The sequence below is a fragment of the Burkholderia sp. ABCPW 14 genome, assembly GCF_001523835.1.
Classification (GTDB): Bacteria; Pseudomonadota; Gammaproteobacteria; order Burkholderiales; family Burkholderiaceae; genus Burkholderia; species Burkholderia mayonis.
In genome coordinates, this window is the sequence record NZ_LOVS01000087.1 from 1 (window position 1) to 22,780 (window position 22,780).

Genomic DNA, 22,780 nt, shown 5'->3' on the forward strand with positions numbered 1-22,780 from the left:
GCGCGTTGGGCGGGGGGCGGGACGGAGGGGTGGCCGGGGTCGAGGAGGTCGGGGAGTCGGGTGAAGACGTGGAGGCGGTCGAAGTCGATGAAGCCGATGAAGCCGATGAAGCCGATGAAGCCGATGAAGCCGATGAAGCCGATGAAGCCGATGAAGCCGATGAAGCCGATGAAGCCGATGAAGCCGATGAAGCCGATGAAGCCGATGAAGCCGATGAAGCCGATGAAGCCGATGAAGTCGATCGTAATTCTCGCGACCGTCGCGAATGGAATAAGTTGCGATAACGTCGATCCCGTCCGCAGCCGCAGCCGTCGCAGCCGCGCGGGCTGTCGCGATGCAGTTCCGGGGTCGCCGAACTCCGCGCAAGCGTCACGCCGCCGCGCCGAGCGACGCGCTTCGCATCGCGCTTTCCCCTGCGCGCATGAAGGTCTCCCGCGGCGCCCGCGATTGTTTCTATACTTCATACGATTGCGACGTAAAAGAACGGAGCGCGTGCCCGACGCGCTCGAACGTCAACCCGATGCGGGCCGCGACGAAGATGCCGAACCGGCGCGGCGCCGCCCCCAACCGGACGCTCATCGATGAAAACCGCGATTCGAAAGCTGACGGCGTCGCTGCTCTTCGCCGCCGCGACCGCCTGCTTCGCCGCCGACGTGCCGCACGCGCCGCACGCGCCCGAGCATCTGCCGCCCGGCATCGCGTGGCGGCAAGGCGACGTCGACGCCGCATTCGCCGAGGCGAAGCGCACGAACAAGCCGCTGTTCCTGTACTGGGGCGCCGTCTGGTGTCCGTCATGCAATCAGGTGAAGTCGACGATTTTTAGCCAGCAGGCGTTCAAGTCGCGCTCGTCGTTCTTCGTGCCGGTCTATCTCGACGGCGACACGGAGAACGCGCAGAAGATCGGCGACCGCTTCAAGGTGCGCGGCTATCCGACGATGATCCTGTTCCGGCCGGACGGCGCCGAAGTGACGCGGCTGCCGGGCGAAGTCGATCTCGACCGCTACATGCAGGCGCTGTCGATCGGCCTGAACGCCGCGCATCCGTTCAAGCAGACGCTCGCGGCCGCGCTGAAGGGCGGCGCGCGCATGACGCCCGACGACTGGCGCGTGCTTGCCGATTACTCGTGGGACACCGACGGCGATCTGCCGGTGCCGAACGAGCGCGTCGCGACGACGCTGCAGACGCTCGCGAGCCATGCGCGCGCGGATCATGCGAACGCCGAAGCGCTGCGGCTCGAATTGAAGGCGGTCGTGTCGGCGGCGCTCGGCGATCCGCCGCAGCAAGGCGACATCGACAAGACAGCGGGCGCCGCCGCCGTACGCGACGCGCTGCGCGATCCGAAGCGCGCGCGCGCCGATTACGACGTGCTCGTCGCGGCGCCGGCCGACGTCGTCCAGTATCTGGCCGGCGGCGGCGACGCGGCGGCGCGCGCGTCGCTCGCGAAGCAGTTCGACGCGGCGCTCGCGCGGCTGTCGGCCGACACGTCGCTCGCCGCGATCGACCGGACGATGGCGCTGCACGGCCGCGTGCGCGTCACGCGGCTCGACGCGAAACCGGGCGCGCCGCTGCCGCCCGCGCTCGCCGACGCGGTGCGTCGGCAGACCGCATCGGCGGTCGCCGAATCGACGAACGTCTATGCGCGGCAGGCGGTCGTGAGCGAAGCGGCCGACACGTTGACCGACGCCGGCCAGTTCGACGCGGCCGGCGCGCTGCTGAAGGCGGAGCTCGCGCGCTCGCCGACGCCGTACTACTTCATGTCGGGGCTCGCGGCGAACGCGAAGGCGCGCGGCGATCGCGCGGCCGCGCTCGACTGGTACCGGAAGGCGTACGAGGCGGCGAGCGGCCCGGCGACGCGGCTGCGCTGGGGCGCCGCGTACTTCGCGAACGCGGTCGATCTCGCACCGGACGACGCCGCGCGAATCCGGCAGATTGCAAACGACGTGCTGACGCAGGCGGGCCAGACGCGCAACGCGTTCTACGGCGCGAACCGGCGCGCGCTGACGCGGGTCATCGCGCAGCTCGCGCATTGGCGGCAGCGCGGCGCGCACGACGCGACCGTGCAGGCGGTCGTCAAGCAGTTCGAGGCTGTGTGCGGGAAGCTGCCGGCGGGCGATCCGCAGGTCGGCACCTGCGAGAGCCTGATCAAGACGGCGAAGGTCTGACGTCCGGCGGCGCGGCGGCGCGGTTGCCGCGTCGCCGTCGCCGCTCGTCCGCCGCACCGCTTTCTCCAGCCGCTTCGCCGCGTTTGGTACGATTCACACTTTCCCACCTGTTCGCATCACCGCGTGAATCGCCGAATCGTGTCGTCCTTCCTCGACCGTTGCGCGGCCTGGCTCGCCGCCGCGAAGCCGCACGCCGCCGCCGTCCTCCATCGCCTGCGCCATCCGACGCGACGCGGCGTCGCACTCGCCATCGCCGCCGTGCCGGCGCTGCTCCTGCTCTACGTGCTCGCGCTGATCCCGTTCACGCCGGGCATCGGCGACATCCGCAAGGCGCGCGTCGACGCGCCCGCGCAGATCCTGTCCGCCGACGGCAAGCTGCTCGCCGAGTTCAAGCCGTCGAACCGCGAATGGGTGCCGCTCGCGGGCATTTCGCCGAAGATGGTCGACGCGCTGATTTCGACCGAAGACCACCGCTTCTACGAGCACCACGGCCTCGACTGGCGCCGCACGGCGGGCGCCGCGCTGCGCACGTTCTCGGGCGATCGCCAGGGCGGCTCGACGATCACGCAGCAGCTCGCGCGCAATCTGTATCCGGACGAGATCGGCCGCGCGCCGACGCTCACGCGCAAGCTGAAGGAAGCGATCACCGCGCTGAAGATCGAGGCGGTCTACAGCAAGGCGCAGATTCTCGAGACGTATCTGAACACGGTGCCGTTCCTGTACAACGCGTACGGTGTCGAGATGGCGGCGCGCACGTATTTCGACAAATCGGCCGATCAGCTCGACGCGCTCGACGCCGCGACGCTCGTCGGCATGCTGAAGGGCAACAGCTACTACAACCCGGTGCTGAATCCCGAGCGCGCGCTCGCGCGGCGCAACACGGTGCTCGCGCAGATGGTCAAGTACGGGAAGCTGTCGCCGGCCGCGTATGCGTCGCTGCAGAAGAAGCCGCTGCGGATCGACTTCGAGCGGCAGAAGGAGCCGCCCGGTCCCGCGCCGCATTTCGCGCAGCAACTGCGCAAGTGGCTGATCGCGTGGGCCGACCGCAACGACTACAACGTCTACGCGGACGGCCTCGTCGTGCGCACGACGATCGATTCGCGGCTGCAGGCGTATGCGACGCAGGCGCTCGCGCGGCAGACGAATCAGCTGCAAGGGATCGCGAACGGGATGTGGAACGCCGGCAGCGGCTGCGCGCCGGGCAATCCGCTGTTCCGCGCGTTCGTGCGCGAGACGCCGGCGTTCCGCGCGGCGCTCGACGGCGGCGCGACCGAAGACGCGGCGCTCAAGCATTTGCTCGCCGATCGCGGTTTTACGCGCGCGCTGTGCAAGGCGAAGTCCGACGTGCAGGCGGGCTTTCTCGCGATCGATCCGCGCAACGGACAGATCAGGGCGTGGGTCGGCAGCCGCGACTTCACGACCGAGCCGTTCGACCACGTGCAGCAGGCGCGCCGGCAGCCGGGCTCGACGTTCAAGCCGTTCGTCTACGGCGCGGCGTTCGCGGCCGGCGCGACGCCCGACGACACGTTCGTCGATCAGCCGGTCGAGATTGCGCTGAAGGGCGGCGAGATCTGGCGGCCCGACGACGACGCATCGCCGAGCGGCAAGCCGATGACGCTGCGCGACGCGATCGCGTATTCGCGCAACCGGATCACCGCGCAACTGGTGATGAAGGTCGGCCCGCAGAAGGTCGCGCGGCTCGCGCGCGCGATGGGCGTGCGCGACAGCGAGCTCGACGCGGTGCCGTCGCTCGCGCTCGGCACGAGCCCCGTGACGCTGAAGGAGATGGTGTCCGCATACGCGACGATCGCGAACGTCGGCGAATACGTCGAGCCGCGGATGGTCACGCGCATCGAGGATCGCAACGGCGAAGCGCTCGCCGAGTTCGCGAGCGCGTCGCCCGAGCGGGCGCTCGATGCGGCGCCCGCGCGCACGCTGATCGATGTGATGCGCGGCGTCGTCGAGCGCGGCACCGGCGCGGCGATCCGCTCGCGCTATGGCATTCGCGCGGATGTCGCGGGAAAGACCGGCACGACGCAGGGCGACACCGACGGCTGGTTCATCCTGATGCAGCCGCAGCTCGTCGCGGGCGCGTGGGTCGGCTTCGACGACGGCCGCGTGACGCTCGGCAGCGGCTGGGGGCAGGGCGCGAGGAGCGCGCTGCCGATCGTCGGCGATTTTTATCAGCGGGCGATCCGCGCGCGGATCGTCGACACGCGCGAGCGCTTCGCGACCGAGGCGCCGCCGAGCGCGTTCGACACGTTCCGCGACAAGCTCAACGACTGGTATCGCTATCTGTTCGAGAAAGCCGAGCCGCAGAAGGCCGCGCCGCCGAAAGCGCCGCGCGCGCCGGTGGAGGAGGTGATGCCGGCTTCCGAGGTCGAGGCGGCGTCGGAGGCGGCCGCGTCGGCGGCGTTCGCGTCCGAAGCGTCGGCGGCGGCATCAGCCGCAAGCGGCGTACCGTTCGCCGCGCCGGGCGGCGCTTCCGCACTCACGCCGGAGATGCCGCCGTTGTTGCCGTCGACGCCGCCGTCGTCTCCGCTGTCGCCGTCGCCGTCGCCGTCGCCGTCACTGCCCGGCGCGCAGCCGGGCAACGGTTTGCCGAACGACAACGCGCCGATGTCGCCGACGCCGACGCCCGATGCGCCGGCCGCGAGCGGAGCGGCCGGCAATTAGCGGTGGGGAGCGGCGACGCAGCGTGACAGGCTCCGAGGAAGGGCTGCTCGACTTCGCGCGCGTCGCGCGTTCCGCATCCCGCCTTTCCGCTCGATCCGGAGACCGCGTGGGGCGCGGGTGGGCGGTGAAGGGCGGGTCTGGATAGTAATGCCGTTCAGTTAAGCGTGGTTCGCAGTGGCCTGGCCTTGCAGAACCCAGGAAAAAGGCCGCTCCGGTATGAATCGGAGCGGCCTTTTTGATCTTGACTGAACGGCATTAGGGCCTGGATAGACTCGTGTGTCGCAGTCACAGTCGTTGCGGCCGCAACTACCACGCTGTCGGGGCGCGCCGCGCTTCGCCCTGCCTCCCGGCGTGCTCGGCCCCCGCCCCGGCGGGCCGCGCCGCCGTGTCGCGAAGCCGCACGGCTATTTCGGCAACTGCTTCGGATCGTAGCGATTCCGCGCGTTCCACAGCATCCATCCGTCGGTCTCGACGGCGTCGGCGGCGTCGACCTGTGCGCGAATTTCCGCCGCCTCGAAATCGCGGCGGTCGAACGCGTAGTCGCGGAACGCCTGTAGCCACGGCCGGAACCGCACGCCGGGCAGCCCGGTTCGCGAGCGCGCCTCGGCAAGCGAGCGGCGCACGATCTGCCCCGGATCGGCGGTCGGCTGCGTGCAGCCCGGCAATCCCCACGTGAAGCCGGACGGATAGAGCATCGGCGAGATGTAGTCGAGCGGCCCGCCGAGCGTTTCGATCTGCTGACCGATCGCGGTGTCGTCCTCGTTCCAGCAGACGTAGCCGAAGATGTCGGCGGCGACGAACACGTTGTACGGCGCGAGCCGGTCGTGCGCCGCTTGCAGGAAGCCCGTGATCGCCGCGGTGCGGTTCGCGCGCGTGTTCGGCGCGCTGAAGCGCAGCCCGCGCGCGTCCGGGAAGCGCACGTAGTCGAACTGGATCTCGTCGAAGCCGAGCTTCGCCGCTTCCTCGGCGACATCGAGGTTGTGCATCCACGCTTCGCGTGACGACGGATCGATCCAGCGCAGCTTTTCCCGGTCGTGCCAGATGTCGCCGTCCGCATCGCGCACCGTCCATTCCGGATGCGCGGCCGCAAGCGGATCGTCCTTGAACACGACGATTCGCGCGATCAGGTAGAGCCCCCGCCGGTGCAGATCGGCGACGAGCGCCGCGAAGTCGCGCACGACGGGCGCGTTCGGCGTCTGCGCCGCCGCGCCTGATGCGCGCCGCGCCGCGCTCGGATACGGCGTGATGCCGCGATCGCCCTTCATGTCGATGACGAGCGCGTTGATCGCGGTGGCGCCCTTGAGATTCACGGCGGCCTCGCGCAGCGTCTTGCTCGTGATCCCGAATACGGACAGATAGACGGCCTTCGGCCGGAACGGCGCGAGCGCGACGGTGACAGGCTTGCCTGCCGCGACGGCGGTGCGCGTCGCCAGATAGCCGGGCGCGCGGACGGCGATCTCGGTCGCCGCGGCGTTGGTCGAGAACGCGCCTTGTTCGTCTGCGTGCATCGGACGGCCGCCGATCGTTACGATCGCGGCCGCGATGGGCTTGCCGGTCCGCGCGTCGACGACGGTGCCGTGAACGGCTGCGGCCGGGATGCCGGCCGCCGGATTGCCGGCCACTGGGACGCCAGCCGCCGTGCCGCCAGTCACCGTGCCGCCGGCCGCCGTGCCGCCGGCCACCGGATTGCCGGTCGTCGCGTTGGCGGCCCTCGCATCGCCGGGCGGCGCGGCGGCGACTGCCGCGAGCGCGCACGCACAGGCGCTCGCCCGCAACCATTGGGCGATCTTGTTCATGGCCGGTCCTCCGCGTGTGCATCGGCATGCGCATCGCCGCGCTCGCCGAGCATCCGCGCGAGCACGGCCGGCGTGCAGCCGTCGACGATCAGCAAGCGCGGCAGCGCGAGCGGCGCGTCGCCGCGCCGGACCTTGCGCGCGTCGAGCGTGAAGCCGGCGATGTAGCCCGACTGCGCGGCGAGCGACGTCAGCTCGTCGTCGTAGAGACCGAACGGCCACGCGAGCAGATCGACCGGACCGCCGACTTCGCGTTCGAGCAGCGCGCGCGAATGCGCGAACTGCGTCGCGGCGAAGCGGCGGAACGCGTCCGGCGCGAGGCGCCGGCGCTCGGTGCGAAAGTTCGGATGCCACCACGTGTGCGACTCGATGTCGAAGCGGCCGGTGTCGCGCAATGCGCGCAGCTCGTCCCACGTCATCGCGTACGATGCGTTCGAGATCGCGGACGGATAGATGAACAGCGTGACGGGCAGCCGCTCGCGCAGCACGATCGGACGCAACAGGTCGTACACCGAGCGATGGCCGTCGTCGACGGTGATCGCGACTGCCTTGTCCGGCAGGCGCGCGGACGGCGATGCCGCCCATCCGACGACGTCGCGCAGCGGCACGATTTCGTAGCCGTGCGCGCGCAGGAACGCGAGCTGCGCTTCGAACGTACTGATGCGGACCGTCATCGAGTCGGGCGGCGTCGATGTGGAGAAGCGGTGATAGACGAGGATCGCGGGGCGTGACGCGTCGGCGGCGGGGCGCGTGGCGGCGTCGGTTGCGGCTGGCGCGGACGGCGCGGACGGCGCGACGCACGCTGACGCGAGACACCAGGCCGCGGCTGCGAACCGAAATCGGGTGAGCCAGGAGCCTGAGTGTCGCAAGGGCATTCCTTCCGTTATTCGAAGCTTGTGACAAACGACACACGACACACGACACACGACACACGACACACGACAAACGACAAACGACAAACGACAAACGACTCGACACACGCCGCGACCAGCCATTGGCGCGTCGATGACGATTCGCGCTCGCTTACGCCCATGCGCGATCGTCAGTGTCGGCATCATGCGGGACAGCTCCCGAAAAGCCTCACCTTTGGCGATGTCGAACGCCGACGCGATGGCCGGCTCGTCGATCGCATCGCGGCGCCGCCGTGCGGTTCGCGTCGAATCGGTCCTGATACGGCAACCATGCTGCTATGGTTTGAGCATCGGCGGTTGATCGTAGTCAAGAACGCCAGCTTTGGCGGGACGGAGTCGCCCGGTGCGAACGGCGCCGCCGGCGGCGAAGCGGCAGGGGAATGAAAGGCGCTGACGATGCGCGGCGGTGCCGCCGTCGCGAATGGACGCGTGGCATCGACGTGCGGCATCGACGCGCGGCGGACAGACGATCGGCACGCGTGCGCGTGCGCGTGCCGGGCGCGATGCCCGCCGCGCGCGGCACGCATGCGCCGCCGGTCACGCGGCACGCTGGTAATAGATGTTCTGCGGATGCCGCGCCTCGGCCAAGAAGAACCAGCGCTCCGCGACGAGCCCTGCGTACTGGATCGCGAATGCGCCGCACGCGAGCCCGAACGACGCGACGGCCGGCGCCGCAGCGCCGCCGATCGCCAGCAGCGCAAACGGCACGGCAAACGCGCAGATCAGAAAGGTCCACTTCACGCGCTGCAGCGTCAGCGGCGTCTTCCCGTGGAAGAACTCGCGCAGGTTGAACGCGCCGGCCGTGAAGCCGCGCGATCGCTGCACGACCCGCCGCGCATGGATGCCGGTCGCGCTTTGCACCGTCGATCGCGGCCGCAGCCGCGCGTTGCGCACCAATGCTGCGGTGCGCGTCGCGCAACCCGCGAGCGTCAGCGCGCACGCGCATCCGGCGAGCGCCGGCACGAGCGGCGGCGCGAACCACGCGGCGCCGGCGGTCGCGAGCGTGAAGCCGGACGCGCAGCCAAGCAGCACGAAGTTGGTCATCGTCAGCGGCGTCGCCCATTCCTGAAGGAAGCGCAGACAGATGTAGATCATGCCGGTGCAGACGAACAGTACGCCGCTCGCGAGCGTCGCGAGCATGCCGAGCGCGAGCGAATACGGCAATGCGAGCGCATGCGCGCCGCCGTAAGCCGTCGCGCACGCGAGAAACACCGGCAGCGCGATGCATTCGCGCGCCAGCCACGACGTGCGCCACATCGCGACCGCGCGCCATGCGCGCTCCGGACGCCCGAGATGGAAGAACGATGCGAACAGGCCGAGCGAGCCGAGCAGCACGGCGAGCGCCGCGCCCGCGATGAAGAACGCCTGCGGCGGCAACGCGGTTAGCCCGAGCCGCGCCGCGAGCTCGACGCCGAACAGCGCGATCACGAGCCCCTGGCTCGCGCCGCTCAGCGTCGTCAGGAATATGACCGAAAAAGCGGGTTTCATTCGTGTTGCTCCGGATTCGGTGTCGGTAGCGCCGGCGCGCGGCGCGTTCAGGCGCGCTTCGCGAGCGCGGCGAGATGCACCGGCTCGTGCGCCAGGCGGTCGCCGGCCGATGCGAGCGCCGGCTCCGCGCCGGCCGATCGGCACGAACACGCGTCGCCGCTGCCGCAAGCCGTCGTCGTGCGTCGGGGCAGATAGTGATTCGCGGGCCGCGCGCCCCATTCCGGCATCAACTGATAGCCGCCGCGCTCGCGAATCGCTTGCGATACGACCGACTCCGGATCGTGAATGTCGCCGAATAGGCGCGCCGAAGTCGGGCACGCGAGCACGCACGCGGGCTTGCGATCGCGCTCGGGCAGCGCGTCGTCATGGATGCGGTCCGCGCAGAGCGTGCACTTCGTCATCTCCTTGCGCGCCTCGTCGAGCTCGCGCGCGCCGTACGGACACGCCCACGCGCAGTACTTGCAGCCGATGCACTTGTCGTAATCGATGAGCACGAGCCCGTCTTCCTTGCGCTTGTAGCTCGCGCCCGTCGGGCATACGGGCACGCACGGCGGATCTTCGCAATGCAGGCACGACTTCGGGAAATGGATCGTGTCGGCGAGCGGGAATTCGCCCGCCTCGAACGTCTGCACGCGGTTGAAGAACGTGCCGGACGGATCGGCGTCGTACGGCCGCGCATCCGACAGCGCGCCCGCTTCGCCCGACGTATTCCACTCCTTGCAGCTCGTTACGCACGCGTGGCATCCCACGCACACGTTCAGATCGATTACGAGCGCCATTTGCGTCATCGCATGTTCCTCGTCAACGGCGTTTCGCCGGATTGCGCAACCGGGCGGCGAATTCGCCTCGGCCTGCGAAGTAGCTCTGCACGATGCGCCGAACCGCGCCCGTCACGCCGGGCAGCGCCGGCATCGGCGCGAACTGCGGCAGCGTATGGTCGGCATCCGCTTCGGCCGGATAGATCCGCACGCGCACGTCGTACCACGCGGCCTGGCCGGTGATCGGATCGGAGTTCGAGATGCGCGGCGCATGCGCGGTGTCGCCGGGCAGCTCGTCGGTGATCACGTGATTGAGCAGGAAGCCGCGCTGCGATTCGTTTGCGTTCGGCCCGAGATTCCACGCGCCCGCGGCCTTGCCGATCGCGTTCCAGGTCCACACGGTGCCCGGCTCGACGACTTCGCTATAGCGCGCGCGGCAGCGCACCTTGCCCCATTGCGACTCGACGTAGATCCAGCCGCCGTCCGCGATCCCCGCATCGCGCGCGATCCTCGGGTTCACGAACAGATCGTTCTCCCCATGAATCTGCCGCAGCCACGCGTTCTGCGAATCCCACGAGTGATACATCGCCATCGGCCGCTGCGTGACGGCGGCGAGCGGGTAGCGCTGCGGATCGGTCGCGTCGAGCTCGAGCGGTTCGTACCAGAACGGCAGCGGATCGAAATAGCGCTCGATGCGCGCGCGCAAGCGCTCGGGCGGTTGCCGGCCGTGCGTCTTGCCCTGCGCGGCGAGACGGAATGTCTGCATCACGTCCGAATACAGATGGATCACGATCGGTTCGCCGAACTTCCGGAAGCCTTGCTCGACCGCCCATTTCAGATACGGGCCGTTGCAGCCGCGCATGTATTGCAGCGTCTCCGGCAGCGTGTAGTGGAAGACGCAGTCGTGCTTCGCGTATTCGTCCCATTGACGCGGATTCGGCTCGCCGACGAGCGCGCCGCCGCCGTCCCCGCCGCGCCAGCCCATCAGGAAGCCGACGCCCGAATCGGGCGCGGTCTGATAGTTGACGATGAAGTCCGGATAGTCGCGGAACTTGCGTGCGCCGTCCGGCGTTGTGAACGCCGGCAGCTTCAGCCGGCTCGCGAGCTCGATCAGCACGTCCTGGAACGGCTTGCATTCGCCGGTCGGCGGCACCACCGGTATGCGCACCGAATCCGCCGGTCCGTCGAATTCGGAGATCGGCCGGTCGAGCATCGACATCGCATCGTGCCGCTCGAGATACGTCGTGTCGGGCAGGATCAGATCGGCGAACGCGGTCATTTCGGACTGGAACGCGTCGCACACGACGATGAACGGAATCTTGTATTCGCCGTGCGCGTGCTTGTCCGCGAGCATCTTGCGGACCTCGACCGTGTTCATCGACGAATTCCACGCCATGTTGGCCATGAAGATCATCAGCGTGTCGATCGGATAGGGATCGCCGCGCCACGCGTTCGTGATCACGCTGTGCATCAGCCCGTGGACCGCGAGCGGGTATTCCCACGAAAACGCCTTGTCGATCCGCACCGGGCCGCCTTGCTCGTCGACGAACAGATCCTCGGGCGCGGCGGGCCAGCCGAGCGGGCCCGCCGCGAGCGGCGTGTCCGGGCGCACCGCGCCGGGGCCGCTCGGCGGCTTCGCCGAAGGCGGCACCGCGCGCGGATACGGCGACTTGTGGCGGAAGCCGCCCGGCCGGTCGATCGTCCCGAGCAGCGACATCAGCACCGCGAGCGCGCGGATCGACTGGAAGCCGTTCGAGTGCGCGGCGAGTCCGCGCATCGCATGGAACGCGATCGGATTGCCGGTGACGGCGTCGTGCGTTTCGCCCCACGCGTCGGTCCAGCGGATCGGCAGCGTGATTTTGTGGTCGCGCGCGACATCGGCCATTTCGTGCGCGAGCCGGCGGATCGTGTCGGCCGATATGCCCGTGATCCGTTCGGCCCATTCCGGCGTGCATGCGGCGACGCGCTCGCGCAGCAGCGCGAACGACGGCGCGACGGGCGTGCCGTCGTCGAGCGTGTAGCGGCCGTCGAGCGCGGGCGTCGCGCCGCGCGTGTGATGCGGCACGGGCCGGCCGCTGCCGAGATCCCACCACAGGTGATCCTGCGGAAACAGCGGATTGCGCTCGGGCGTGGCCGCATCGCGCACGAAGAGCCCGAACGTGTCGGCGTCGGCGCGCATGTCGAGCAGCTCGGCCGCGTTCGTGTAGCGCGTGACGAAGTCGCGGTCGTAGCGGCCCGTGTCGATCAGCTCGCGAATCAGCGCCATGAACAGCGCGCCGTCGGTGCCGGGACGAATCGGCACCCATTCGTCGGCGATCGCCGCGTAGCCGGTGCGGATCGGATTGATCGCGACGAACCGGCCGCCCGCGCGCTTGAACTTCGAGATCGCGATTTTCAGCGGATTCGAATGATGGTCCTCGGCGGTGCCGATCATGAAAAACAGCTTTGCGCGATCGAGATCGGGGCCGCCGAATTCCCAGAACGAGCCGCCGATCGTGTAGATCATGCCGGCCGCCATGTTCGCCGAGCAGAAGCCGCCGTGCGCCGCGTAATTGGGCGTGCCGTACTGCTTCGCGAAGAGACCCGTCAGCGCCTGCATCTGGTCGCGGCCGGTGAAGAGCGCGAATTGCTTCGGATCGGTCGCGCGCAGATGCGCGAGCCGCTTTTCGAGCACGGCGAACGCGACGTCCCACGACACCGGCTCGAACTGCGCGCTGCCGCGCTCGGCGCCCGCCTTGCGCATCAGCGGCCGCGTGAGCCGCGCGGGCGAGTACTGCTTCATGATTCCCGACGCGCCTTTCGCGCAGATCACGCCCTGGTTGAGCGGGTGATCGGGGTTGCCGTCGATATAGCGGACTTCGCCGTTTCGCAGATGCACGCGGATTCCGCAGCGGCACGCGCACATGTAGCAGGTTGTCGTCTTGACTTCGAGTGGCTCGTTTCCGGCTCGCACGCGATCGTTCATGTTCGCTCTTTATCGAAGGTTCCGTCGAAGCGAGCGCGACGGATGCCGTCTCGCGCTTTGCATGCTATGTGCGGCGCGCTGGTATGACAAATCGCGATTTCAAACTGAAGTCATCGGCGAGGCTGATAGATCGCCGATCCGCGACGGATGTGCCGGCGCGCGAACGCGCGCTACGGCCGGCTTCCGTCGATGGCGGCGCGTCCGGTCCGCGCAATGCATGCAGATGGGCAGACTTCGGCGATGTCGTATCGACGCCCCGCGCTCGCTCATGTGCGGCGACGGCGCTTGCGGCGCCGAGCGCGATGATGGCGTGCCGATAGGGGTTCTCTCGGGCGGCAGGCCGGTCTCGGCTCAGGCGAGGAACGGGGCATGCGCGCCGTAGAATTTCGCGCGACGCATCGTCGAATCGAATCGGGAACGAAATTGTCGAAATCAATAGGGGCGAAACGTCGACACGCGCGTCGATTGGCGCCGGGTGCGTTCGGCGCGCGCGGCAAGCGTGACCGCCGATTGACACACGTCAATGCCGGCCGGATCCGCGTCGCTACGCTAAAAACCGGCCGTATCGATTCGATCGGCATCAGGTCATTGAGGGGGCGTCCGGCGTGTGCCGGATGTCGTCAGCGGTGTCGGCCGCGCATCGTGCGCGGCTGCGAATTCCAGGAGAGAGCAATGAGCAATTTGACGCGTTACGACCCGTTTTCGCTGGAACCGATGTCCGATTTGTTCCAGGGCTTGTTCCGTCCGCTGCGCGGGATGATTGACGTCGAAGAAGAGAAGCTCGCATCGATGAAGATCGACGTGACCGAAAATGACCAGTCCTACCTTGTCAAAGCCGAGCTGCCGGGCGTCGACAAGAACGACATCAACGTGCAGATCGAAGGCAACGCCGTGTCGATCAGCGCGAAGGTCGAGCGGAACAAGGAGCTGAAGGAAGGCGAGCGCGTGATCCGGCGCGAACGCTATTCGGGCGAGTTCAGCCGGTCCTTCTCGCTCACGGGCGAAATCGACCGCGACGCCGCGACCGCGCAGTATCAGGACGGCGTGCTGTCGCTGACGCTGCCGAAAAAGGCGACTGCGGAGAGGAAGAAGCTGGCGATAAGCTGAGTGCGCGTGCGCGCCGCGGTTCACGCGGCGCTTTGCGTTTGCTTTGCGATGCAAGTCGGCACGCTCTTGGCGGTGCGCCGGCGGTTCTTTTGTCTTCCTGATGCGGCGTGGCGCACGTCGCGTACCGCGCATCGTGCAAAGCCAAAGCGCGGCAGCGCTACGCGCGACGCGGCACGCGCGATACGCGACACGTCAGCCGCGACGAGCGAGCCGTACGCCTCGCCCGCGCGCAGCGATCCCGCCCGCATCGGCGCAGCGGGATCGCGCGACGCTCAGGCGTGCGCGCCGCCCGCGTGCGCAACCGGCATGCCGACCGTCTGCGCGAGGATCGGCAATTCGTCTTCATTCAGGCTGAGCGCGTCGGCGAGCAGCCGATGGTTGATCCAGCCGCGCACCACGCAGCCGAGTCCCGCCGACGCGCAATACAGCGCGACGTTCTGCGCGATCGCGCCCGCCGCCACCGCGGAGAACGTCTCGCGCAGCGGTTTCGGCATCGACTGCAGCCGCGACGACCGCACGACATAGACGAGATCGAGCGGCGCGGCGCCGACGAAGTCCTGATAGCCGGTCAGGTTGCGTGCGTCGATCGAGCGCTTCAGCAGCAGCCGGTGCAGCGCCGGATCGTAGCGGTAGACGCCGTCGGGCAGCGCGACGTAGATGTCGATCTCGTTGAACGCATGCGCGGACGGCGCGGTGCGGCCGCCCGTCGCCGGACGGTTGACGCCGCCGGCTGCCCACAGCAGTTCGCCGAGCGTCGCCGGCGCGAGCGGCGCGGACGAGAACTCGCGCGTGCTCGCCCGCAGCGACAGCGCGGCCATCAGCGGCAGGCCCGCGCCGAGATCGGGCTGCGGCAGATCGATGATCGCGGGCGCCTCCTCTTCCGCGGGCGCGGGCAATGCCACGGCGATCGGTTGATAGGTCAGCAGTTCGGGATCGCTCATGTCCGTCTCCAAGACAGTGGAAAACCGCGCCGCACCCGCTCGCGAGCGCGCTCGCTTCTCAACGATAGCGAGTGTGTCGCACGTCGAACTGATCCCGATCAAGTGTCGCACGCCGGCGCGCGCGTGCCGGCGAAGTTGACATGCATCAGAATGGGAGACGGACGCGCGTGCGACGCTGTGTTGCACGTTTGTGCGTCCGCGCGCTTCGCCTCGTCGTGCGCTGCGTTGCCGCAAGGCCGTCGGCCGCGGGCTGCGGCGCGCGCGTCCATCATGCTTACGAACGGAGGCCGATCGTGAATGCTGCCGAGATCTGCACCCGCGCCGTCGCCGTGTGTCGCCGCACCGACACCGTGCTCGACGCCGCGCACCTGATGCGCGACCGCCACGTCGGCGACCTGATCGTCGTCGACGACGCGGGTCGCGCGCAAGAACCGGTCGGCATGCTGACCGACCGCGACATCGTGCTGTCGCTGATCGCGAAGGGGGTCGATCCCGCCGCGCTGTTTGTCGGCGAGATCATGTCCGCGCCGGTGGCCGTCGTCCACGAGCAGGACAGCTTGTGGACGATCGCGCATCGGATGCGACTGACGGGCGCGCGCCGGATGCCGGTCGTGAATGCCGAGGGCGCGCTCGTCGGGATGGTGTCCCTGGACGACGTGTTGGCGTGCGCGGCGTCGCTGTTCGACGAGATCGCGTCGGTTTCGCGGCGTCAGGTTCACTTCGAGGAGAAGGCGCGGAGCTGACGTGCGCTCGCGCGCTGTCCGCGGCGGCGTCGCGGCGCGTTCGCGCTATCGGTCTCACGCCGTCGATTGCATGCGCGCGGCATTGCGCCGTCGAATGGGCGAGCTGCGTTCGTGCAATCGGTTTCATGTCCGCGGATTCCGGGGGCACGCCGCCAGTCGATTCGGCACTTTCGTGCACCATTGCCGTCGTGCGACCCCCGTTGCGCCGCGCTGGCGCATGGCCGTTGAAGTGCTAACGCCGCGCGCGCCGCGCGGCCGCGGTTTCCTTGCGCGCCTGCGCGAAGTGCAAGACCGCATCCGTCACCGTCGGAAAGAAGTGATCGGCGCCGATCTTGTCGAAGAGCCCGTAGGTGCGCAGCCGGTCCTTGACCGGCCCTTTCATCTCCGCGAAATAAAGCGTGATCCGCCGCGCGGCGAGTTCGTCGCGCAGCGTCGCGAGCATATCTGCGGCGGTGACGTCGACGTCGGTGATCGGCTCGGCCGCGATCACGACGCAGCGCACCGGTGCGTCGGCGTCGGCGATCGCGTCGTGCACGTGGTCGCGAAAGATCGTCGCGTTCGCATGAAACAGCGGTGCGTCCCAGCGGAACGCGACGAGGCCGGTCATCTGCCGCGCGTCCGGATGGCGCGACACGTCGTGATAGCCGTGCATGCCATCGACGCGGCCGAGCACCGTATCGTACGGATGCCACGCGCGCCAGACGAACGACAGCAGCGACAGCCCGACCGCGAGCAGAATGCCCGGCACGACGCCGAGCAGCACGACGCCCGCGAAGCACAGGATCGACACCGCGCATTCGCCGCGGCGCATATTGAAGAGCCGAACGACCGCGCGCACGTCGACGAGGCCGCTCGCCGAATAGATGACGACCGCCGCGAGCGCCGCGAGCGGCACGCGGGCGAGCAATGTCGGCGCGACGAGCAGCAGCGCGATGCAGCCTGCCGCGACGACGCTCGTCAACTGCGTGCGCGCGCCGGCCGCGAGCGCGACAGGCGTGCGCGACGAACTGCTGCTGACCGCGCAGCCGCGCAGCGCGCCGGCGAGCAGGTTCGCCGCGCCGAGCGCGATCAGTTCCTGATTGCGCTCGGTTTCGCGGCCGTCGTCCTGCGCGAACACGCGCGATAGCACGCTGATGTCGGCGACCGACACCATGGCGATCGCGAGCGCGCCGGCGATGAGCCGGCTCGCGTCGGCGAGCGATATGGCCGGGAGGCCGGGCAGCGGCATGCTGCCGGCGAGCGGGCCGACGAGGGCGACGTGCGCGTTGGCGACATGCGCGTTGGCGACGTGCGCGTTGGCGACGTGCGCGTTGGCGACGTGCGCGTTGGCGACGTGCGCGTCCGGCACAGTGCCGAGCCACGCTGCGGCAATCGACGCGGCGGCGACCGCGATCAGAATGCCGGGCCACGCGGGCGCAACGCGTCGCAGCAGCACGATGCCGGCGAGACAGCCGGCGCCGAGCGCGAGCGATGCGGCGTCGATCCGGCCTTGCGCGACGGTCGCGGCAATGCTCGTCACTTCGTCGACGAACGTGCCGCCGCACGGCGCGGCGCCGAACAGGCTCGGGAGCTGGCTCGCGATCAGCGTCAGCGCGAGGCCGTTCAGATAGCCGTACTGAATCGGTTTGGACAACAGATCGGTGACGAAGCCGAGCTTCAGCAGGCCGGCGAGCACGCAGAAGCCGCCCGACATCAGCGCGAGCGCGGCCGACAGCGCGACCGCGTGCGCGGGGTCGCCATGCGCGATAGGCGCGATCGCGCCGGCGATCAGCGCGGCAAGGGCGGAATCGGGGCCGAGCACGAGAATCCGGCTCGGGCCGAAGATCGCGTAGCCGACGAGCGCGGCGATCGTCGCGTTCAGTCCGGCGACGACGGGCAGGCCGGCCGCCTGTGCGTAGCTCATGCCGACCGGCACGAGGACCGCGGTCAGCGCGACGCCCGCGAACAGGTCGCGCGCGAGCCACGCGCGCTGGTACGTGCGCAGCGTCGCGACGCCCGGCAGCCAGCGGCGCCACGCCGCGCCGCCGCCGCGCCGCACGACGTTCCGTTCGCGCGCGGCGCGTTCCCGCTCGATCAAGACACGACGTCCATCAGCGGACGCCGCGGCGCGTGCGGAACGACCGGGCCGCGTCCGATGCGCAGCAGCAGTTGCGGATGGGCGTCGACGTGCAGCAGCGGGCGCAGTCTTTCGCGCAGTGTGTCGATTTCGATCGGCTGATTCAGATAGGACGCGGTCAGCCCCGCCGCCGTCGCGACGAGCAGCACGCGCTCGAGCGCCTGGCCGGTCGCGACCCACGCGTCGCGATCGTCGCTCGCGGTCGAGATGCCGACGACGAGCGGCGAGCCGTCGACGAGCTTGTGATGCATCGCCGCCATTCCGCCGCCGAGATCGAACGTGCGGATCACCGACGCGATGACGGGCGTCGCGAAGTCGAGCAGCGCGGGCACGCCGGCCGCGAACGCCGGCATTCCGTCATCGCGGCGGCGCGGATGCACCCAGTTCGCGAGCTCGCGCCGAAAGCGCAGATCGGCGAACTGGAGGCGGTCGGCTTCGGCGATCAGCTCGGCGATCTCCTCGCGCGCGGCGGGCGTGTCGACACAGGCGATTTCGGCGCCTTCGGCCGCGCCGGCATCGACAAGCGCGCGCTGGATCTCGCGCGAGACCGCTTCGTTCGCGAACGGCGCGCGGGTCGTCACGCGCTCGACGATCGCGTCGAACAGCGGCACGAGGCTTTCGTCGTGGTAGCCGCGGGGATCGAGCCGCACGAGCGCGATCACGTCGGGGTCCGAGCTCGACGGGAACATGTCGATCGAATACGCGAGCCCGAAGTGGCTCAGCGCGACGCGCAGATTGAAGAGCGCCGCGCCGCAACTGACGAGCAGCTCGCGGTCGTACGGGTCGACGACGGGCAGCGCGCGCAGCCGGTCCGCGCACAGCATCACCGACGCGTCGCCGAGGATGAAGCGCCACGGCTGCGTGTTGTGGCTCGACGGCGCGAGGATCGCGTAGCGGATCGCGAGGCGAAGCGGGTCCTCGACGCTCGCCGACGGATCGAACGGGGGGATGTCGTCATGCGGCGGCGTCTGGCGCTTGGGCGTTTCCATGTTGCTGTTCTCCTGTCGGGAGGCGCGGTCGTGCGCGGGCGGATGTGACGCGCCGGAGTTCGAGGGCGGTGCGCACTGCGTAGGATCGATTCCAGTCTATGGAGCGGCTGCCGGGCGGTGCTTGACCCAGATCAACGGCGGATGGGCGGGGGGCGAGCGGGTATTCCGTTGTAGGGCTAGCGGACGCGTGTCTTTCTGTCCGAATGGACGCCCGTTGCAATCGGAGGACCGGTGCGCTCGCCTCTCATCGAGACCTATCTGTTTTAATCGAAGTGATAAATATAGAAAGCGCGCCTGTAATGCTTCATATGTGATTGAGGGATTCAATCGAACTTTGATGGGGAGTCAGGTGTTTCGGTTGATATGACTCGATATTTCAATTATCTTGCGGCGCACGTATTTCATTTTAGGCCATCGAGGTGCGAGCGTGAAGCTTGTCCCGTTTGTCGTTCTCGTTTTTTTTATTCTGTTGAATTAATATATGAATAATAGCGGAAATAAATTTTTCGGGATATTGGATGGAAGAGAAAAATTCTGGAATTCAATATAGAATAAGAATCGCGTGATGCAAGTTTCCAGAAAGAGAAGGTCGCTAATACGCACTTCAATTGCATTCCCGGCGGCGATGCTGCTGCCTTCGGTTCGGAGCTGGGCGCAGACGAGATGACATGGACCAGCCGACGAACTCCCTATGATTTCCGTTACCGCGCCTCGTGAAACCAGTCTGCCGATTCCTTCGGTTGGAGGGTCAGTGGGCGGATATAGTTGGACGACTGGATTCGACAATATACGAGGCGGAATATATCAAATCGGAAAATTCAATCTGGTCAATGGCAGGAAAATTCTATCTGCTGCTGAAGCTGGAAAGTCGCTCGACGTGCTCTCCGAATTTGCGTATGGAATAGAGCTGGCGAGTAATAATCTAGTCAAGGCATAAATTGCAACCTATGGAATTTTTACTCAATGGTTGGCGAACAATGGGTGGCAGGGTGTCGTCGGTGCCGATCAGTATGGACTGTCAAATACACAGCTGAGTGGCTTGACGACAGCGTTCGGTTTGTTCAGTGATTATTATTTTAGCCACCTGCCTGCGCCGCCTATTTCAGAATTCAAATTTTACGCTACACCATTCTTTACTCTCGCCGCCTATGATTATTGGATTCGCGGAAACGGATCTCCCCGGGTGGTCGATCTCAAATTTTTACGGTTGGGCATCGGGGCCAACGAGATTGGCCCCATTCGATCCATTATCGTCAATGATGGCATGGGACCTGGTGCTTATCCCATCGATGCTGAGTTCAGTACGAATCTGCTGAGCGATAAAGAATATATCGTCGGTTCCGCGCTTGGCCGGGTGAGCGGGCATGTCGTTGGTCAGCTCGTTTTGACGGCTGATGGAGGTTTTTCATTTGCCGGGGAGTATACGTTGAATCCGGATAAATTCGATTTTGATGCATCGAACTCAAGGCCGTATATACAGGAGGTGTTGACTACCTTGGTCAGAAAGATGGGTGAAATAAATGGTCATACAGATTTCATGATTTATTTTAAAGGGTCTCAACCTTTGAATGTTTCGGGGGCTCGTCGGAACATTAAAGCCATGGATGAACACGGGGTGGTTCGCAGGCCGTCCATGGGAGGGTTGCCCAGCCTTGGGATGCGGGACATAATAAATGGAAATGTTTCCGGGATATAAGTAATGGGCATTGACATATTCGGCCGGGGGTATTCTGTTTAAATTTGTAAAGATGCTCTCGATTGAATGCATCGCTGACTGGATGTGTGTGATGGCGTGATATTTGAATTATGTTATGGTTGTTGAATTGTTTTAATGGATGGTAAATTTAATTGGATTTAAATCGATCTCGGAAGGCAAGGGTGGTGATGGCCTCCGCTGTTACTCTTGTTCTGGCGATTGTCGGGTTGGTGATTGCCATGATGTACGTGAGAGTCTATGACGGAGGCGATGGAATTTGCCCCGATATGACGCGACAGGAGATTAAATCTAAAATCGTGAAGTACGCGTATCGAAATAACAAGAATCCAAAAATTGACTTCGATGAAGATTTTTCATATCTGAGCGATGTCGCGCAATGGAAGGTTCCATACAGGGTCAACGGGCACCGGTACGTTGCCAAGATGACCTGCAAAGGTTGGATCGTGGACAACGTCGGCCCGTTTGACTGAGCTGTTGGGCAAGCGTCCGCATCGCACTAGATCGATTCGGCCGGGTGCGCTGTATCGCTGTGGCGCGCTTGGTCAGATCGCACGATCCAGTACGACGCATTGCCAATGTGAAATGGGCTGCCGCGGCAGTGCAATTGATCAGACCCAGGCGGTTCATTCGATAGTGGCGAGCGTCTCCGACGCAGGGCCTTTTCGACATCAACTCGTTGTCGCGGCATCAATTGAGGCCGTATCGAGCACGTCGAGCACCGCCCGCCAATACCCGGCTGACCGAATCGTCTCCAGCGGCACATCGGTATCGAAGCCGATCGTGCGCGCGCGCTCGCCGGCGTCGAGCGGATCGGCTGTCGCGAGCTGCGTTGCGAGCACGGCCGCGCCTGCGTCCGAACGATCGCTTTGCGCGGCGGCGCGCGCATCGACGCGCCGTTCGAGACACGCGCGGCTCGCGCGGAAATCGAGAATGAAGACGGGCACCTGCTGCGCCTGCGCGAGCGCGACGAAGTTCGCGCGGCGCGCGCGTGCGAGAAACGTCGCGTCGACGAGCGCCGTGTAGCCGGCGCGCAGCACGTCGCGCGCGAGCGCGCGCAGGCGTTCGTATTGCGCGTCGATCTGCTGCGGCGTGTACGCGCTTGCGGGCAGCCGCCGCGCGTCGACCGCCGTGAACGGCCGCGCGCGCTTGCGCTCGCTGTCGCTCGACAGCCGGATCGCGCCCGAGACATTGGCGAGCGCTCGGCTCGCGACCGACTTGCCCGAGCCCGAATAACCGTGACACAGCAGCAGGCACGGACGGCGCGCGCGAGCCGCGTGCGCGGCGACGTCGATGTACGCGCGCGCCCGCTCGCGGTGCGCGTTGCGCGCCGCATCGTCGCCGCCCGCGCGCATCGTCGCGACGAGCGCGCGCACGAGTGCACGATACGCGACGTACAGCGGCAGCGCGGCAAGGCCCGCGAAGTCGCCCGTCTCGTCGAGCCAGCGGTTCAGCAGCCGGTGCGCGAGATCGGCGCGCCGGTGTGCGTGCAGATCCATCAGCAGAAACGACAGATCGTTGATCACGTCGATCCAGCGCAGCGCGTCGTCGAAGTCGATGCAGTCGAACATCAGCGCGTCGCGGCCGTGCTTCACGACATTGTCGAGATGCAGGTCGCCGTGGCACGCGCGGACGTAGCCATCGGCGCGGCGCGCGTCGAGATGCGCGGCGAGCGCGTCGCAACGGCGCAGACACCACGCGCGCAGCGACGCCGGCAGCGCCGGGCCGAGCGCGCGTTCGAGCGGCGTGAACACGTCTTCGATCTGCTTGCGCAGCTCGTGCGCGCTGCCGTATGCGCGCTGCGGGACGTCGCGCGGCGCGTGCAGGTGGTACGCGGCGAGACGCGTCGCGGCGGCGTCGATGTCCGGCGCGCCGAGCTCGCCGTGCGCGAGCCGTTGCGAGAACAGCATCCGCTCGTCGAAGCGGCGCATCTTGACGACATGATCGACGGCGACGCCCGCGCCGCCGACGCGCAGGCCGCGCGCGCGCCGCACGATCGGACGGACCGCGACATAGATCGGCTCGGCGAGCGGGCGGTTCAGCGCGAGTTCGGCTTCGCATGCGCGGCGGCGCGCGGCGAGGCCGCTGAAATTCGCGAAGCCGAAGTCGAACGGCTTCAGGCGCTTGTATGCGAAACGCCCGGCGAGATAGACGACGGAGATGTGCGTCTCGATGCGCGCGATGTGGCCGGCCGGATGCGGATACGTCGACGCGCGGCGCAGCGTCGCGTCGACTTCGCGCGACAGGCGGCGGGCCGCGCGCTCGCGCACAGCGCGCCGCTGCGGGCCGTTGCCGCGTATGGCGGCGGCGCGCGCGAGGCGGCGTGCGCCGCGCGATTCGTCGGCGGATTTCGCGAGCTTCGACGGGCGCGAACGGCGCATCCGTCACCTCCGGGGATCGTGGCCGCGCGGGATGCG

17 protein-coding genes and 1 pseudogene are annotated in these 22,780 nt (G+C 67.4%); 9 read left to right on the forward strand and 9 right to left on the reverse strand.

Annotation, left to right across the window (positions count from 1 at the left end; all coding sequences use genetic code 11):
- The 3 genes from WS62_RS36315 to WS62_RS12840 all read left to right on the forward strand — a co-directional run.
- The coding region (locus WS62_RS36315) for a hypothetical protein (protein WP_231748275.1) at positions 1-284 on the forward strand (284 nt) is incomplete at its 5' end.
- A 297-nt stretch (positions 285-581) separates the two neighbouring features.
- Positions 582-2,162 carry a thioredoxin family protein gene (locus WS62_RS12835; protein ID WP_066571194.1) on the forward strand — a complete coding sequence of 527 codons (1,581 nt, stop codon included), beginning with the start codon at positions 582-584 and terminating at the stop codon, positions 2,160-2,162.
- Between the two features lie 123 nt (positions 2,163-2,285).
- Complete coding sequence (locus WS62_RS12840; RefSeq protein ID WP_066571197.1) at positions 2,286-4,838, forward strand: penicillin-binding protein 1A; 2,553 nt, start codon at positions 2,286-2,288, stop codon at positions 4,836-4,838.
- Between the two features lie 404 nt (positions 4,839-5,242).
- Here the strand turns inward: WS62_RS12840 and WS62_RS12845 are convergent, their stop codons facing one another.
- Both WS62_RS12845 and WS62_RS12850 read right to left on the reverse strand, forming a co-directional pair.
- Positions 5,243-6,634, reverse strand: coding sequence for a putative glycoside hydrolase (locus WS62_RS12845; protein ID WP_066571199.1), 1,392 nt, complete (start codon positions 6,632-6,634; stop codon positions 5,243-5,245).
- Positions 6,631-7,503, reverse strand: a pseudogene (locus tag WS62_RS12850) (polysaccharide deacetylase family protein); the annotation flags it as partial. The gene WS62_RS12845 and the pseudogene WS62_RS12850, both read right to left, overlap by 4 nt.
- Positions 7,504-7,662: 159 nt before the next feature.
- Between WS62_RS12850 and WS62_RS36325 the strand changes: the two are divergent.
- A complete protein-coding gene (locus WS62_RS36325; RefSeq protein ID WP_156440966.1) occupies positions 7,663-7,926 on the forward strand; it encodes a hypothetical protein in 264 nt (87 codons plus the stop codon).
- A gap of 153 nt (positions 7,927-8,079) precedes the next feature.
- On the opposite strand, the gene WS62_RS12855 is transcribed toward WS62_RS36325, so the two are convergent.
- Genes WS62_RS12855 through WS62_RS12865 form a run of 3 tightly spaced genes read right to left on the reverse strand, consistent with a single transcriptional unit; the run spans position 8,080 to position 12,753 of the window.
- Positions 8,080-9,030 carry a dimethyl sulfoxide reductase anchor subunit family protein gene (locus WS62_RS12855; protein ID WP_066571201.1) on the reverse strand — a complete coding sequence of 317 codons (951 nt, stop codon included), beginning with the start codon at positions 9,028-9,030 and terminating at the stop codon, positions 8,080-8,082.
- Between the two features lie 47 nt (positions 9,031-9,077).
- Positions 9,078-9,818 carry a 4Fe-4S dicluster domain-containing protein gene (locus WS62_RS12860; RefSeq protein ID WP_066571202.1) on the reverse strand — a complete coding sequence of 247 codons (741 nt, stop codon included), beginning with the start codon at positions 9,816-9,818 and terminating at the stop codon, positions 9,078-9,080.
- A gap of 13 nt (positions 9,819-9,831) precedes the next feature.
- Positions 9,832-12,753, reverse strand: a complete 2,922-nt coding sequence (locus tag WS62_RS12865) for a molybdopterin oxidoreductase family protein (protein WP_066571204.1) — start codon at positions 12,751-12,753, stop codon at positions 9,832-9,834.
- A gap of 672 nt (positions 12,754-13,425) precedes the next feature.
- Here WS62_RS12865 and WS62_RS12870 point away from each other — a divergent pair.
- Positions 13,426-13,860: an Hsp20/alpha crystallin family protein gene (locus tag WS62_RS12870; protein WP_066571206.1), complete on the forward strand. Its 435-nt coding sequence runs from the start codon at positions 13,426-13,428 to the stop codon at positions 13,858-13,860.
- Between the two features lie 272 nt (positions 13,861-14,132).
- On the opposite strand, the gene WS62_RS12880 is transcribed toward WS62_RS12870, so the two are convergent.
- Positions 14,133-14,801 (reverse strand): nitroreductase family protein, encoded by a 669-nt coding sequence (locus tag WS62_RS12880; protein WP_066571211.1) that lies wholly within the window; start codon positions 14,799-14,801, stop codon positions 14,133-14,135.
- Positions 14,802-15,094: 293 nt separating this feature from the next.
- On the opposite strand from WS62_RS12880, the gene WS62_RS12885 reads away from it, so the two are divergent.
- Positions 15,095-15,544 (forward strand): CBS domain-containing protein, encoded by a 450-nt coding sequence (locus WS62_RS12885; RefSeq protein WP_066571341.1) that lies wholly within the window; start codon positions 15,095-15,097, stop codon positions 15,542-15,544.
- Between the two features lie 232 nt (positions 15,545-15,776).
- Here WS62_RS12885 and WS62_RS12890 read toward each other — a convergent pair whose 3' ends face one another.
- Both WS62_RS12890 and WS62_RS12895 read right to left on the reverse strand, forming a co-directional pair.
- A complete protein-coding gene (locus WS62_RS12890; protein ID WP_066571213.1) occupies positions 15,777-17,621 on the reverse strand; it encodes a SulP family inorganic anion transporter in 1,845 nt (614 codons plus the stop codon).
- The gene (locus WS62_RS12895; RefSeq protein ID WP_066571221.1) at positions 17,618-18,649 is read right to left on the reverse strand and encodes an Acg family FMN-binding oxidoreductase; all 1,032 of its coding nucleotides are present in this window, start codon (positions 18,647-18,649) and stop codon (positions 17,618-17,620) included. The genes WS62_RS12890 and WS62_RS12895 overlap by 4 nt, the downstream gene beginning before the upstream one ends.
- A 691-nt stretch (positions 18,650-19,340) precedes the next feature.
- On the opposite strand from WS62_RS12895, the gene WS62_RS38105 reads away from it, so the two are divergent.
- The 3 genes from WS62_RS38105 (at position 19,341) to WS62_RS33515 (ending at position 20,836) form a co-directional block, all read left to right on the forward strand.
- Complete coding sequence (locus tag WS62_RS38105) at positions 19,341-19,586, forward strand: hypothetical protein (protein ID WP_231748276.1); 246 nt, start codon at positions 19,341-19,343, stop codon at positions 19,584-19,586.
- A 102-nt stretch (positions 19,587-19,688) separates the two neighbouring features.
- Complete coding sequence (locus WS62_RS38110) at positions 19,689-20,345, forward strand: lipid II-degrading bacteriocin (protein WP_231748277.1); 657 nt, start codon at positions 19,689-19,691, stop codon at positions 20,343-20,345.
- Between the two features lie 188 nt (positions 20,346-20,533).
- Positions 20,534-20,836: a hypothetical protein gene (locus WS62_RS33515; protein WP_231748281.1), complete on the forward strand. Its 303-nt coding sequence runs from the start codon at positions 20,534-20,536 to the stop codon at positions 20,834-20,836.
- A gap of 198 nt (positions 20,837-21,034) precedes the next feature.
- Here the strand turns inward: WS62_RS33515 and WS62_RS12905 are convergent, their stop codons facing one another.
- The gene (locus tag WS62_RS12905; RefSeq protein ID WP_066571223.1) at positions 21,035-22,744 is read right to left on the reverse strand and encodes a bifunctional aminoglycoside phosphotransferase/ATP-binding protein; all 1,710 of its coding nucleotides are present in this window, start codon (positions 22,742-22,744) and stop codon (positions 21,035-21,037) included.
- Positions 22,745-22,780: the final 36 nt, after the last annotated feature.